This window comes from Rhizobium sp. FKY42 (assembly GCF_005222835.1).
In the GTDB taxonomy this organism is placed as follows: domain Bacteria; phylum Pseudomonadota; class Alphaproteobacteria; order Rhizobiales; family Rhizobiaceae; genus Neorhizobium.
The window spans coordinates 1-13734 of sequence record NZ_STGA01000062.1; the positions used below are offsets into that span (position 1 = coordinate 1).

General features: G+C 56.7%; 15 protein-coding genes and 4 pseudogenes. 3 read left to right on the forward strand and 16 right to left on the reverse strand.

What is annotated here, in order from left to right; genetic code table 11:
• Positions 1-83 precede the first annotated feature (83 nt).
• The 3 genes and pseudogenes from E8M78_RS23950 to E8M78_RS20120 form a co-directional block, all read right to left on the reverse strand.
• Positions 84-215 (reverse strand): annotated as a pseudogene (locus E8M78_RS23950) (IS630 family transposase); the annotation flags it as partial.
• 52 nt (positions 216-267) lie between these two features.
• Positions 268-573, reverse strand: a complete 306-nt coding sequence (locus E8M78_RS24160; protein ID WP_137136747.1) for a hypothetical protein — start codon at positions 571-573, stop codon at positions 268-270.
• A gap of 14 nt (positions 574-587) precedes the next feature.
• A pseudogene (locus tag E8M78_RS20120) lies at positions 588-797 on the reverse strand (transposase domain-containing protein); the annotation flags it as partial.
• Between the two features lie 312 nt (positions 798-1109).
• Between E8M78_RS20120 and E8M78_RS20130 the strand changes: the two are divergent.
• Positions 1110-1289, forward strand: coding sequence for a hypothetical protein (locus E8M78_RS20130; protein ID WP_137136748.1), 180 nt, complete (start codon positions 1110-1112; stop codon positions 1287-1289).
• Positions 1276-2242: pseudogene (locus E8M78_RS20135) on the forward strand (recombinase family protein); the annotation flags it as partial. The gene E8M78_RS20130 and the pseudogene E8M78_RS20135, both read left to right, overlap by 14 nt.
• A 435-nt stretch (positions 2243-2677) precedes the next feature.
• On the opposite strand, the gene E8M78_RS23450 reads toward E8M78_RS20135, so the two are convergent.
• The 8 genes and pseudogenes from E8M78_RS23450 to E8M78_RS20175 all read right to left on the reverse strand — a co-directional run bounded on the left by E8M78_RS23450 (position 2678) and on the right by E8M78_RS20175 (position 8480).
• Positions 2678-2854 (reverse strand): hypothetical protein, encoded by a 177-nt coding sequence (locus E8M78_RS23450; RefSeq protein ID WP_170973493.1) that lies wholly within the window; start codon positions 2852-2854, stop codon positions 2678-2680.
• Positions 2855-2916: 62 nt separating this feature from the next.
• Positions 2917-3270: an IS66 family insertion sequence element accessory protein TnpB gene (gene tnpB / locus E8M78_RS20145; RefSeq protein ID WP_137136750.1), complete on the reverse strand. Its 354-nt coding sequence runs from the start codon at positions 3268-3270 to the stop codon at positions 2917-2919.
• Between the two features lie 251 nt (positions 3271-3521).
• Positions 3522-3638, reverse strand: a pseudogene (locus tag E8M78_RS23955) (transposase); the annotation flags it as partial.
• 328 nt (positions 3639-3966) lie between these two features.
• Complete coding sequence (gene kduD, locus E8M78_RS20155) at positions 3967-4719, reverse strand: 2-dehydro-3-deoxy-D-gluconate 5-dehydrogenase KduD (protein ID WP_137136752.1); 753 nt, start codon at positions 4717-4719, stop codon at positions 3967-3969.
• A 1-nt stretch (position 4720) separates the two neighbouring features.
• On the reverse strand, positions 4721-5569 hold the full coding sequence (gene kduI / locus E8M78_RS20160) for a 5-dehydro-4-deoxy-D-glucuronate isomerase (RefSeq protein ID WP_137136753.1): 849 nt from the start codon (positions 5567-5569) through the stop codon (positions 4721-4723).
• Positions 5570-5585: 16 nt separating this feature from the next.
• Positions 5586-6257: a GntR family transcriptional regulator gene (locus tag E8M78_RS20165; protein ID WP_137136754.1), complete on the reverse strand. Its 672-nt coding sequence runs from the start codon at positions 6255-6257 to the stop codon at positions 5586-5588.
• Between the two features lie 262 nt (positions 6258-6519).
• On the reverse strand, positions 6520-7470 hold the full coding sequence (locus tag E8M78_RS20170) for an alpha/beta fold hydrolase (protein ID WP_137136755.1): 951 nt from the start codon (positions 7468-7470) through the stop codon (positions 6520-6522).
• Positions 7471-7565: 95 nt separating this feature from the next.
• Positions 7566-8480, reverse strand: coding sequence for a hydrogen peroxide-inducible genes activator (locus E8M78_RS20175; protein WP_137136756.1), 915 nt, complete (start codon positions 8478-8480; stop codon positions 7566-7568).
• An 89-nt stretch (positions 8481-8569) separates the two neighbouring features.
• Here E8M78_RS20175 and E8M78_RS20180 point away from each other — a divergent pair, with 89 nt between their 5' ends.
• Positions 8570-8734, forward strand: a complete 165-nt coding sequence (locus E8M78_RS20180; protein WP_137136757.1) for a YdcH family protein — start codon at positions 8570-8572, stop codon at positions 8732-8734.
• Between the two features lie 63 nt (positions 8735-8797).
• Here E8M78_RS20180 and E8M78_RS20185 read toward each other — a convergent pair whose 3' ends face one another.
• From E8M78_RS20185 to E8M78_RS20205, 5 genes are all read right to left on the reverse strand, one after another.
• Positions 8798-9160, reverse strand: a complete 363-nt coding sequence (locus E8M78_RS20185; RefSeq protein WP_137136758.1) for a DUF423 domain-containing protein — start codon at positions 9158-9160, stop codon at positions 8798-8800.
• A complete protein-coding gene (locus tag E8M78_RS20190) occupies positions 9160-9561 on the reverse strand; it encodes a group II truncated hemoglobin (RefSeq protein ID WP_137136759.1) in 402 nt (133 codons plus the stop codon). The genes E8M78_RS20185 and E8M78_RS20190 overlap by 1 nt, the downstream gene beginning before the upstream one ends.
• An 82-nt stretch (positions 9562-9643) precedes the next feature.
• The gene (locus E8M78_RS20195; protein WP_137136760.1) at positions 9644-9826 is read right to left on the reverse strand and encodes a hypothetical protein; all 183 of its coding nucleotides are present in this window, start codon (positions 9824-9826) and stop codon (positions 9644-9646) included.
• 49 nt (positions 9827-9875) lie between these two features.
• Positions 9876-11771 carry an ABC transporter ATP-binding protein gene (locus tag E8M78_RS20200; RefSeq protein ID WP_137136761.1) on the reverse strand — a complete coding sequence of 632 codons (1896 nt, stop codon included), beginning with the start codon at positions 11769-11771 and terminating at the stop codon, positions 9876-9878.
• Between the two features lie 10 nt (positions 11772-11781).
• Positions 11782-13635, reverse strand: a complete 1854-nt coding sequence (locus E8M78_RS20205) for an ABC transporter ATP-binding protein (protein WP_170973495.1) — start codon at positions 13633-13635, stop codon at positions 11782-11784.
• Between the last annotated feature and the right edge of the window lie 99 nt (positions 13636-13734).

Below are 13734 nucleotides of genomic sequence, written 5' to 3' on the forward strand. Positions count from 1 at the left end.
GGTTCAAATCCTGCCCCCGCAACCAATAATCCCGGCGATAACAAAGAGCCCCTGACAAGGGGCTTAAGACGAATTCTCACTGATTAGAACCTATTTGCCCATTCTCTACGTCCGATGGACATGATGCGCCAGGGCTGGCTTTCGCGCTTGCGCCAAGCGTCACAGCAGTGGGCAACGATATCGTCATAGGATTTGAAGATCCGGTTCGATAGCCAGTTCTCGGTGAGCGTCCGGCGAACGCATTTCCGGGTTCTGGAGAGATGGATGCTATAGGCCGCGTTTCATCTCATCGGCCATGATGCGGTTGATTATTTCAGGATCGCATTGTGTCTCGACGAGGAACTCGCGGATAGCGCGGTCCCACGTCCTGATGTCGGCGAGTAGGCTTTGAAGTTCTTCGATGCCGTTCTCGGTCAGACCCTTCGTGCCATCCTCACTGCCATCACTGACGTAGACCAGTTCGCCTTCGCAGATGTTGTCCGAGTTTGCGGTGATTTCCTCGATCAGTTCGAGGTTCTCGCCGATCATGCCGGCGACGTGGCTGAGCGTGTAGATGAACCGTGAGCGTGCCATCAGGCGGCCTCGCATCAAGCTTTTGCCGGCGTCCAGTTCCAGGGCAGCAGGTCTTCAAGTCGATCCTTTGGGTGATCCTGGATCCGGGTGAGGACATCTGTCAGGTAGACCTCCGGATTGTGGCCGTGCAGTTTGACCGTCTCGATGATGGTCAGAATGTTGGCGATGCGCTCACCGCCCTTGTCCGAGCCGGCAAACAGCCAGTTCTTTCTTCCAATTCCCATTCCCCGTTCATTCTGCCCATGTCGGCGATGAAGTCGAGGTTCATTATCGCTGGCATCCGTATTTCGGCCAGAACGTAATCGTTCGCCGTATCGAAGAACGCGCGACAGGTCGATTTCTGAAGGTTTTGGGACCGTCAGGCGTGGTGGTTTCGATTGCCGGGTGGATGATCGACCCCGTGGTGTGCGGCGGCATGACCATGGGACCACCAGGCGTCGATCTCGTGGCGCTGATCGAATTGAACAGGCTGGTCACCAGGACCGACAAGCCTGCAGTCTTTCGAAGTGGACTTAGAATCACTCAGGAGGACCATCATGAGAACCCGCAATACGCTGATGCCGGCGTCCGGCCGGCAGCTCGACCTGATGTTCAAAACCCAGACGCTCGACGGACTGAGCGAGAAGGATCGCAAGAAGGCGATATCAACGCTGGCTTGCCTGCTGATGCAGGCCGCAGGCCTCCTCGTCGAGGAGTTCAACGATGACCAGCAATGATATGATTCCGACAGCGCTGCTCTCGCGCAAAGCTGTCGTCTACGTGCGTCAGTCCTCTCAGTCACAGGTTCTGACCAATCTGGAAAGCCAGCGACGGCAGTACGATCTTGTTGACGTTGCATGACAACACGGCTTCAGCGACATCGAGACCATAGACGACGATCTCGGACGCTCTGCAAGCGGAACGGTCGCGCGTCCTGGCTTCGACCGTCTTGTCGCGCTGTTGTGCGCCGGCAAGGTTGGCGCCGTTTTATGCTTCGATGCCTCTCGGCTCGCCCGCAACGGCCGCGATTGGCATCACCTGCTCGAACTATGCGGCCTGGTCGAAGCCCGCGTCATTGACCATGACGGCGTCTACAATCCGTGTCGACCCAATGATCGGCTCCTGCTTGGAATGAAGGGCAGTATCAGCGAGTTCGAACTCGGCGTACTCAGAGCCCGCATGCTCGATGCCGCCAGATCGAAGGCGCGCCGTGGAGAATTGCGGCTTTCCGTTCCATTCGGTTACATCTGGCATCGAGAAGCGGGGCTCGGGCTTGATCCCGATCTGCGATTGCAGGAGGGTGATCCGGTCTGTCTTCGCCCGCTTCCATGAGCTTGGCAGCGCACGCCAGGTACTATTGTCGATGACATTGGACAATATCCACTTCCCGCGACCGTCGGACGAAGGACGCATGACCAGCTTTGTCTGGACCCCGGTCCGTTACCGGAATGTCATCGGCATCCTGAAGAACCCCTTCTATGCGGGCGTCTACGTCTATGGAAAGAGCGAGAAGCGGACTGCCATCGTTGATGGGAGGGCACGGCGCAGCTACGGGCATGGCAAGCCGGTTGGCGCCTGGGAAGTGATGATCAGGGACCATCACGAAGGTTACATCAGTTGGGAAGAGTATGAGCGTAACCAACAGCAACTGGCGCTGAACAATTATGGTCGCTCAGGCGGGACCAAATCATGCCGCCTCCACGCAAGCGACCAGCGGACCAAGCAGCTTCAACTCAACGTCAGCCGGAACCTTCATGCGCCGACCGTTTCGCAGCAAGATCTCGACGATCGCCGGCCTCGTTGCCGCCGTAGTCGGCTGGCATGAGCCAACCTCCTCGGTGATCTCCACCGGGAGGAACACCGTCGGCCGATCGGCATAGCTGAAGGATTGCCGCCATAAGCGGATCTGCCCAGGATGAATGTCGTGCCGGCGCGCCACATCGCCAATGCGAGCACCGGGCTCATCAGCTTCCGCAAGTATCCTCAGCTTCGCCTCGTCAGACCAACGCCGTCTGCGTTCGGTACCGGACATGAGCTCCATGCGAGCCATGAAACCTCTTTGTTCTGGTATTAATGTCAGCATTAATGCTGGTTCGAATACCAGAACATCGCCTGATTTCCCCGATCAGCAAAAACAGCTCACCGGACGCTCAGCGATGAAGGCGTCCTTTTCGGCGACGACCGCCTGCTCATGCTGACGGGCGGCACGCTCGACCGAAAGTTCGAACTGCATCGCGGCAAACGCCTTCACCACCTCTGGCGGAAGGTCCGGAAACTGGCTGAGATCAAGCGGCGATGACATGCGCCCTTATCGCAAGGCAGCACAAAAAAGCCAAACAAAACAATGCAAAGACGGCCGGATATTCACCCCGCCGCCGACGGCGCGGCAACCCGTCGTGCCATCACCCGTCGCCAGTCAAGACCTTCGAACAAAGCCTCATACTGACCCCTGGAAAGACGCATCGTCCCATCCTGAACCTTGGGCCAGGCAAAGCTTCCCTGTTCGAGGATTTTGTAGATGAGTACCAGCCCTGTGCCATCCCACACCAGGATCTTCAGACGATCACCACGCTTCGACCGGAAGGTCACCATCACCCCGGAATGCGGGTCGAGCTTCAACCCGGTCTGCACCATCAGAGCCAGCGCCTGATGCCCGCAGCGGAAGTCAACCGGCCGCGTTGCAATCAGGATCGGCAGGCGTTGGCCTGCGACGATCATGAGGCTCCTCGCACAGCGCGAACCAGAGCAGCGACCCGGTCAACCGGCACATCGCAAGGAATACGCATCACAACGTCTGAGCCAATCTCCAACGTCAACACCGATGATCCCGCCTGCGGCACTTCGCAGGCCAGCTTTGGCAACGACAAGGGATTGACAGGCTCAAGGCTCTCCGAAGCGATTGCCAGAGGCACGAATGCAGGATCGCCACCATCATGCGGCGACAAAGTCGTGGCCGCCGCAAGCGGCAGGGCCAGAATACCGTCGCGCACCTGACGTCGCCAATCGGAAAGCTGGTTTGCTACAACACCGTGACGACGAGCGACATCCACGACACGCGCACCAGGCTCAAGGCTTTCCGCGACAATGCGAGCCTTCACGTCATCCGGCCACCGCCGGTTACCGCGGCGCGGCTCAACGACATCATAGCGACCAACAAATCCATCATCCGCCATGCAAATCTCCAGATAAAGCTGGAAACCTTCTCGCATGCCCAGCTTTGCTCAAAAAGCAGCGGATCCAATGGGACACAGACGGCGCTTACGATGAGGACCAGGTTTCCCCAAAATGAGTTGACGCTACACAGCGTCAACTTCGCTCCTACCCACGAGCCCAACAGCCATCACCAACAAAGCGAACTAAAGAGTACCGTGAAAAATGGTGTGAACCCTTCAACGGCTCACACCAAGGCATCCGCTACCTCGCAAGCCAACCGCCATCGACAGCCAGTACCTGACCGGTCACATAGCCACTGGAAGGAGAGGCGAAGAACAGGGCTGCCGTGTCCAGGTCTGAGGGAGTGCCCCATCGGCCAGCCGGAATGCGCTCGAGGATTGATCGGTTTCTGCTCGGGTCGTTTCTCAACGCTTCCGTATTGTCGGTATCCATATAGCCCGGTGCAATCGCATTGACCGTGATCCCCTTGGCCGCAAGCTCATTGGCCATGAGCTTCGTCAGACCGGCAACCGCGTGCTTGCTCGAGGTATAGGACGCAACGCGAATGCCGCCCTGGAAGGACAGAAGCGAGGCGATATTGATGATTCTGCCTGCGATCTGCTTGTTGACCATATGCTTGACGACCGCCTGCGAGAGCATGAAGGTGCTCTTCAGGTTGATATTCATGATGTCGTCCCAGTCCTGCTCCGAAAAGTCGGTGAAATCCGCTCGACGGATCTGTCCCGCGTTGTTCACCAGAATATCGATGTTGGCGGTTTCCGTCAGTTTGTTGACGACATCGGCAAGGCCGCCTGGATCGGTGAGATCATAGACGATTTCTTCGAAATTACGGCCCGCATCGGCAATCTTCTGTGCTGTCTCACTCATGGAACGAGAGCCGAGAGCTATGATGTCGGCACCCGCATTGGCGAGTGCCAGTGCCAATCCTTGGCCCAGTCCTGTTCGCGCGCCGGTCACCAAGGCGCGCTTTCCACTCAAATCGAAGAGATTCATCTTATTTGAGCTCCTTCATCGGCACGAAGTCCATATCGGTGAAGGATTGGTTGTCACCGGCCATGCTCCAGATAAACGCATAGGAGCCGGTACCCGAACCACAATGAATCGACCAAGGGGGAGAAACTATGGCCTGTTCGTTTCGGATGATCAGATGGTTCGTCGCCTGAGGGCGACCCATCAGATGCACAACGAAGGCTTCTTCCGGAATTTCGAAATACACATAGGCTTCCATACGCCTATCATGCAGATGGGCTGGCATCGTGTTCCAGACGCTGCCTGGCTCCAGGCGTGTCAGACCCATCAGTAGCTGGCATGTCGGCAGAACCTTGGGGTGGATGTATTGATAGAGCTTGCGCTTGTTACACGTCAGTTGATCACCAAGATTGTTCTCGATGGCATCGCTCTTGCTAATGATGCGGGATGGGAATGCTGCGTGAGCGGGCGCGCTGTTAATGTAGAATTTCGCGGGCGCCGACGGATCGACGCTCTCGAAGCTAATGTCCTTGACGCCCAGGCCGAGATAGAGGCCGTCCTGGAAGTCCACTTCGTAAACGGTGCCATCAGCTGTCACCTTGCCCTTGCCGCCGATGTTGATGAGGCCGAGTTCACGGCGCTCCAGCAGAAAATCTGTCCCCACCACCTTGGCCAGTTCGGGGCCAATCTGCACGGCCTGCGACGTTGGCATTACGCCAGCAATCAACATACGGTCATAATGCGTATAGGCCGCATGGATTTCACCGGCGACAAACAGACGTTCGATCATGAAATTCTCACGCAATTCTGCGCTCGTCATGCGTTCAGATTGCGAGTAATGGACGGCGTGCCGCGTCTCAATGGTGGTTGTCATTCTTTCAAACTCCCTGTTATTCAAAGATGTCCGGATGCGCCCCTTCGAGGGCGGGAAGGTCTTGCAACAATTCGGACAGGTGATTCTTCATTGCGGCTTCTGCGGCCTCGACGTTGCGGGCATCCAGAGCGGCAACGATGGCCTTATGTTCCTGAAGCAGCTTCCTAAGTGTTTCTTCCTTGCCCAGTGAAAGGCAACATGCCCTATCGATATGGGCCTTTAGGTCTTCCACAACGTTCCACGCCATCATGAGGCCCGCACCATCGGCAAGCGTGCGATGGAACAGATCATCGTAGCGGCGAAATTCCGTGCGATCGCCTGCCTCTACGGCGCGTTCCTGTGCCTTTAGGCAATCGTCCAGCCGACTACGAGCATGAAAGTGGAACGAAGCGCAGGCGTAGCGAATCACCGCAGTTTCAATGGCTTCGCGAACAAAGGCGGCCTGCATGAGCTTGGCCACGGAGATCTTCGCCACCACGGCACCGCGCTGCGGCAAAATCTCAACCAGCCTGCTCTTGGAGAGCGCGATCAGAGCTTCCCGGCCGGGTTGTCGCGAGGAACCGTAGCGCTCGCCTATTTCTTGCTCGGATAGCCGAGAGCCAGGCGGCAGGACGAGGGTGAGGATGTCGCCCCGAAGCTGCCGCTCCACGCGTTGCGTTACGCTTTCCGATGCAGCCTTGCCTGTCATCCAGCTCATATCCTCTATTGTTGTCACTTCCATACAGTTTCATACTTCGACATTCAAGGTTGTTTTGAGCTGTTCGGATCCGTTGCCGAAAGAGCGGCAACAGCATGTCGCGTTCAATCGTCCTCGATTGAACGATAACGTACATGCGGCAGGAAAAGATCGAAAGCGCGGCTCTACTGGATCCAATAAGGTGCGCCGCGCTTTAGAACCTCGGGCGAATTGCCTCAGATTTGTCGGCCGAGGCTTTAGCGGTCGGCACACGTTACCGTGCAGGTTGAGAAGGGAAAATTTGATGTAGATCACCACTGACAGAGGTGAGAATTTCGCCTTGCTTTAGCCATTCCACAGCAAGCGGCCAGAGCTTTTCGCGATAGCGATCGTGAAAAAAGGCGAAGTGACCGATAGTCTTTTCGTCTATGGTTTCGGGTTTCAACCTGAGAAAATGCCGATCGGCATTTTCGTAATAGCTGAGCAGCCGTTCGGTAGCAGAAACAGTTGCGAATGGATCATCGGTCGTTGCGATGGCAAGGATAGGCGCGGACAGACCGAGCATGTTTTGCTTCAGATCCGCTGCAGCCGCTTCAGTGCGGCTACGCGGTTTGCGTCTAATCGAGCGTTCGAAAGCTGGTCCCATTCTGCTCCAGTCGAGAGCAACGCCAGCTGGCGTATCTTCCATCCAACCCAGTTTTTTCGCTGGAAAGTAGCCGCAAAGCCTTGTCAGCAACGGCATTACGACATGCCAGCGCCAGAGCATTGCCCATTTTTGCTCGTCCGCATAGTCGCGGTAATGGGCGAACTGAGCACCGACCATGAGCACACGCTGAACCAGATGATTTGATTGCGCGAGCCCAAGTGCAAAGCCACCTATGGAGTGGGCGACCGCATGGATCCTGGCATCGGGTGAAAGCTGGCGAATGTACCGAAGAGCGCCTTCGAGATCCTTCTCGCCCCAGTCTGCCCAATCGGCACTACAGTCTTTCAAGGATGGTGGGCGAGATTCGCCGATACCTCGATAGTCATAGGTCAAAACGTCGTAGCCATGCTCGAACAAATACTGCGCAAAGCGCGCATAGTAGCGGCAGCGCACGGACGTGGCGCAGGTTATGAGCACAAAAGGTCTGTTTTTGACTTCTCCAGAACGCCAGACGAAGCCGCCGAGAGAGTAGCCGTCAGTGGCTTCAAAGCGGATCGACTGTTCTATCCAATCTTGCATGCTTCATGTTCCTCAGCTTGGGAGATCATGAAGAGAAGTTCGAACCGCTGCAATTCATCAAAAGTGTAGCTTCCTGCAGTATCGTGATCGCCCGTCTATTGGCGGAGCTTTCGCTGCGCAACCTCACGCGTACGACCGGCAAGCGTTTGGAAATGTGCGGACCTTGCGCTCGTTCTTCGCCAGAAGAAGCCGATTTCTCGATGGGCCGGCCAATCCGAAATCTCCTTCAGGACAATGCTTGGCTCTCTGATCATTTCAGACAAGGCGTATAATTCTGGAAACAGTGACAGACCCATCTCAATGGATACCATCTGCCGCAATGTATCGAGGCTGGTTCCCTCGTAATCTTCCGCCATGATGGCGCCGGATACGGTTGCAAGTTCCCGCACATTCTCCAGCAGCCGGTGGCCCTTGCCGAGTGTGAGGAGCGTTTCGCTCTTCAGATCCTTCAACGCGACCGTTTTTCTGTCTGCCAGTCTGTGCCTTGATGACACGCCCAGGAAAATTCGCTCAACGCAAATCTGTTCGAAAGTGAAGATGTCTTCATTCTGCGGCTTCTGACCAAGGGCGCAATCAATGGCGCCATTCAGGACCTGATCTTCCAGGAAAGCTGGACGATCTTCCCGAACGTGCAGCCGAAGCGTCGGATAGGCTTCATGCAACTGAGGCAATACCGAAGGCAGAAGATAGGGCCCGAAGGTTGGCACGACACCGAGGCGGATGAGACCACCCAGATTATCGCGTCCCGACGTCGCAATGGCCACGATCTCGTCCAGCGTGGAAAGAATGGTGCGCGCTGCGGCAGCGATTTGATGCCCGACGGGGGAGAGGGTAATCGCTCCGGGCGTGCGTTCGATAAGGCTCACATACAGTTGTTTTTCCAAGAGCGCAAGTTGTACGGACAGCGTGGGTTGGGAGACATGGCAACGCTCGGCGGCGCGACCAAAGTGACGGGTAGCGTCTAGCGCTACAAGATACTCCAGTTGGCGGTGTGTCGGTCTGAATGGCATATGATAGATATTGTCTATCAAAGTCATTGTGTCAATGAATTGGAACTATCGTTCCATTTTTGTGATGCTGCGCGCCATTGGAGGTAACGATGACGCCGCTGTTGAAAGCCCTGAAGAATCGCTATTCGCTTATAGAGCGCAAGATTGAGCTGGAAGCGAATATGCCCCAGCCAGATCCACTTCGCATCATGGAGTTGAAACGCTTCAAAATGCAGATGCGAGACCAGATCACTTGGATGGAGCGTTCGCCGTAGTCGGCTGTGGAGGGTTTCTGATAAATCTCTGTATTTAAAGTAATTTTCTATCCAGCGAAATTCTCAGCTCGTTTCCTTGTAAAAGGCGCCGATGGCAAGAAGAAGCCAACCAGCGATCATGCCAAGGCCTCCCATGGGCGCCGCCATAGGAAACAAGGCGCCATGGCCGAAATGGCGAGATAGCAGATCGCCAGCAAAGAGCATGGTTCCAATCGCCAGGACAAAGGCTGAAAGGTGCGCGGTCTTGAGCCGCGCTCCGGCTATCCAAAGCCCAAGAAGAACAGGCGCATGGGCAAGACACATGGCGGAGGCAGAGCCGAGCAGGCGCGTATCTTCACCATGACTTGCCGCAGCAGCAAGCATGACGCCAGAAGCACCCAGAAAGCCGGAGAGCATCAGGATGAGGGGACGTGTACGTTCCAGCATCAGGCTTGATCCTCCCCGCGGTTCTGCATGTGGTGCGCCAGACGCTCTACTGGAGCCCAGATGATCTCGCGCAGTTTCGGATTGGATATCGTCTCCTCCATGGCGCGGGAGAAGCAGAGAAGCCATTCATCGCGCTCCGCAACACCGATTGCTGCGCCGAAGTGGCGTGCTCTCAAACGTGGATGGCCGTATTTCTCGACATAGACCGGAGGACCGCCAAGGTAGCCCGTCAGGTAGTCGTAGAGCTTGGCCTCGCTGCCCGAGAGATCCTTCGGATGAATGGCGCGGCAACGGGCAGCCTCAGGCAGTTCATCCATCAACTGATAGAAGCGTTGCGTTAGCCTGCGAACCGTCGAATCTCCGCCGATTGCTTCATAGAGAGTTATCGTGTCGCCGCTCATCTGCTGCTCGCCATCGTTTTCCCGCTTATCGAGGTAGCGGCAAGCCGGGACATGAGCAAGCGGTCGTTATGCCACGGGCGAGTTATTCGGAGCCCGCATCCACGTCATCCGCCTCTTTGTCAGGCAGAGCGCCAGTTCCCGGTGTCTTTTCCTCGTCTGTCAGCTCGTCTCGCGCATGCGGTCCCGCAGGCGGAGTTTCCTTTTCAGGCACTGTATTCTGCTTCGTCTGCTCAACGGCCGTCTGGGCGGCTTTGTCTTCGGTCATGGAAGGTCTCCGTTTGCTTTGGACAACGAAAACCCGGCATAGAAGTTCCTCAGGTCAGGGCCGGAGCCTCACCGCCCTCGATCATTTCATCGGGAATGTCGTCGAAGGAGGCATAGTTGAGGTTATAGAGCTTTGAATAGAGCTTTTCGTTACGCATCAGTTCCGTGTGGTTGCCGCTCTCGATCAGTTCGCCGTTCTGCAACACGATAATGCGATCAGCCTCGCGAATCGTTGCCAGCCGATGTGCGATCACCAAGCCTGTGCGTCCCTCCAGAAGCTTGACCAGTGCCTTCTGGATCAGCATTTCCGTATAACTGTCGATGTTGGCGGTTGCCTCGTCGAGAACAAGGATCTTGGCATCCGCGACAAGGGCACGGGCGAAGCTGATGAGTTGCCGTTGGCCGAGTGACAGGTTTCCGCCCCGTTGGCCCAGCAGGCTGTCATAGCCCTCTGGCATGCGCATGATGAACTCATGGGCGCCCACGGCCTGGGCGGCCTCGATGACCTGTTCGCGCGTGGCGTCCGTTTTGTGATAGCGAATATTTTCCAGAACGCTTCCGGTAAACAGGAATGGCTCCTGAAGCACCATTGCAATCTGACGGCCGAGCGATTCCTGCGTCAGGTCGCGTACATCATGACCGCCAACCAAGACAGAGCCCTGTTGCACATCATAGAAGCGGTGGATCAGCGACATGCAGCTGGATTTGCCGGAGCCGGTCGGACCAACCAGAGCGACCGTTTCGCCGGGATTGACCCGGAAGCTGACATTCTTCAGCACCGGGTGCTTGGGATTATAGCCGAACACGACATCGCGGAACTCGACGGAGCCATCCATATCCGGCGAAAGAACGGTCGCATCTGGTTTGTCCTTGATGTCTACCGGCACATCCAGGACGTCTGTCAGGCGCTGACCGGAGGCCATGGCGCGCTGCATCACCGAATATTGCAGGGTAAGAGACCGGATAGGGTCGAAGAAGCGTTGGATGTAGAAGAGGAAGGCGACCATGACGCCCACGTCCAGTGCCTGATTGAGAACACGCGCACCGCCGACAACGATAACCAGGGCCATGGCAATGCCGGTCAGCGTATCTACAATCGGCACCATGACCTGCGCCAGACGCGCTGCATGCAGGTGGGTGCGCAGGTTCGCCTTGGCCTTGTCATCGAACAGCATGAAATTCACGCTCTGGCGATCCATGCCCTGTACGGCGCGAACACCATGAATGGCCTCTGCCAGAGCACCGCTGGCGATGGAATTTGTTTCATGCGCAGCCATGAAGGAAAGCCGTGCCTTCGGCAACCAGAACAGGCGCACGACAAACAGTACCGGCAGAGCCGAGAGTGTAAGCAGGCCAAGTCCAAAATCGAGATAGAGCATCACGGCCACGATGCCGATCAAAAGCGTGATATCGCCGACCGAGAGCACCGAGGTTTCCAGAAATTCCTGCATGGAATTCACATCGCCCTGCAGGCGCGACATCAGCCGTCCGACCTCCGTCTTGTCCATGAAGGAGAGCGAAACACGCTGCAAATGGGTGAACATTGCGCGGCGGATATCGAACAGCACGTCCTCGGCAACATTGCCGACCAGGGTTTCCTGTGCGTAGGAAGCCACGAAGTTGATCAGGATCGCAATGAGAAAGGCAGCGAGTGCATAGAGCAGGACATTGTCTCGTGCGCCTTGCTGCATGCCGTGGTCGATCGCGTAGCGAATGATCAAGGGAATGATCAATTGCATGGCGGTGAAGGCCAGTACCGCAGCTACCGCCAGCCAGACCTTGTGTTGATAGGGCTCGACGAAAGCCCAGATCCGCTTGATGATGTTTTTGTCGAAGACCTTGCCGAAGATCTCCTCTTCGATCCGGTGGGAGCCTACCACAGCGCGGGGCGGGCGGCGTCCGTCATCGCGAATGTCCGAGCGTTCGGTTTCGAGTTCCTCTGCCATCTCGCCCTCCTCAGCCGGTCAAAATGTCATCGTCTGGACGAATCTGCAGGTCGTAAAGCGCGCGGTAACGCCCGTTCAGCGCCAGCAATTGATCGTGCGTTCCCTGCTCTACGATGCGGCCTTCCTCAACAAAGAGGATCTTGTCCGCGTGCATCAGTGAACTCAAACGATGCGCAACCACGATGGTGACGCGGTCGCTGGCATAGCGGCGCATGGCGCTTCGGATACGCTGTTCGGTGGCAGCATCGATGGCAGCTGTCGAATCGTCGAACACCATCACCGCGGGCTTCAGCATCAGCGCGCGGGCAATGGAGAGACGCTGGCGCTGACCGCCGGATAGCGACACACCCCGTTCTCCTACGACTGTCCCGTAACTCGATGGCAGACCTAGCACGTAATTGTGCAGTTGTGCGCTCTCGCTTGCCTTGGCAATGCGGTTCTCGTTGGCCCAGGGGTCGCCATAGGCGATGTTGTTTTCAATCGTGGTCGTGAACAGAAAGCTGTCTTGTTGCACGACCACCACGGAACGGCGCAGGGACTTCAGCGAAACGTCCTTGATATTCTGCCCATCGATCGTGATGCGACCTGTATCCACGTCGTAAAAACGTGGAATGAGGTGGGCAATCGTGGATTTGCCGCTGCCCGGTGGGCCGACGATTCCTATCGTTTCGCCGCGGTTTGCCTCAAAACTTATGCCATTCAGCGTCGGATTTTCGGGGGCGGAAGGATATGCAAAACCGACGTTTTCAAACCGCAGCCTGCCCTCGGTTATAGTCAGTTCCGGCGCCTTCGGCGCGTCCTTGACCGCGATATCCATGTCGAGAAGACCGAAGAGGCGCGCACCGCAGGTAGACGCACGTGCAAAGGCATTCACCATCAGGCCAAGCTGGCGCACCGGCATTTGCAGGATGGTCATGAATGTCAGGAAAGAGGCAAGTGTACCAACTGTTATTTCGCCGGCAATCACCTTGCTTCCACCCACCCACAGGACAAGGCCCATGGAGATGAAGAAGGAGAGATTCATGGCGCTGGTATTGGCAACGCGAATGCCCACGCGTTGATGGGCAAGCTCTAGCGCATTGCGGGATGCCGCATCGAATTTGGTCAATTCATGGTCCTGTGCCGCGAAAGCGCGAACGACCCGGATGCCGCCGAGGTTCTCTTCCATCACGCGCGTCAACACCTGTAGGCGCTCTTGCAAATCCAGCCAGGTCGCGCGCAACCTCAACTGGGCGACCGACGACCGCCAGCCAACGAAGGGTACGAAACTGAGCGCCAGAAGGCCCAGGAGAAGATCTGTCGATAACAGCAGATAGGCGCCAATACCGATCAGCACGGATAGTAGAACCATGCGAACCAGGGCCGTGGAGAAATACATGCGCACGCCTTCCAGATCGAGAAGGCCGATGGTGATAAGATCCCCGGAATGAACACTGTCATGGAAACTGAAGGAGAGCCGCTGGATCTTTTCGTAGCAGGCAAGACGAAGCTCATAGCCTATGTGGTGGCCGACCGCCTCGCTGAAGTAGTTCTGCACCATGGTGAAAAGACCGCGGAGGATGCTCGCTGCCAGAAGCAGAATCGCTGTGACCAGAAGTGCATCCTGCGCATCGGTATTGGAGGAATCTCCCGCCACGATGCCCTGCGCCTGATCGATTGCCCGACCCAGCAGTTGCGGAATCATCAGCTGAAAACCGGACGCAATGAAAGTGGCACCAATGGCGAAACTTGTTTGCCAGGGGTGGCGTAGGGCCATCACGGTGATGCGGGTGATGATGGAGAGGCCTTTGCCCCAACCGGCAGCCTTGACGTGTGCGATCGATGCAGCCGAGCTCACGCCGCTGCCTGAAGAAACAGTCGTCACAGTGGTATCCAGCAATTCTATTGCCACCGATGTTGCCACCGGCGGAACATTCACGGAGAAGATGGTCGGAACAGGAACTCTCTGGAAGAGAGACTAATA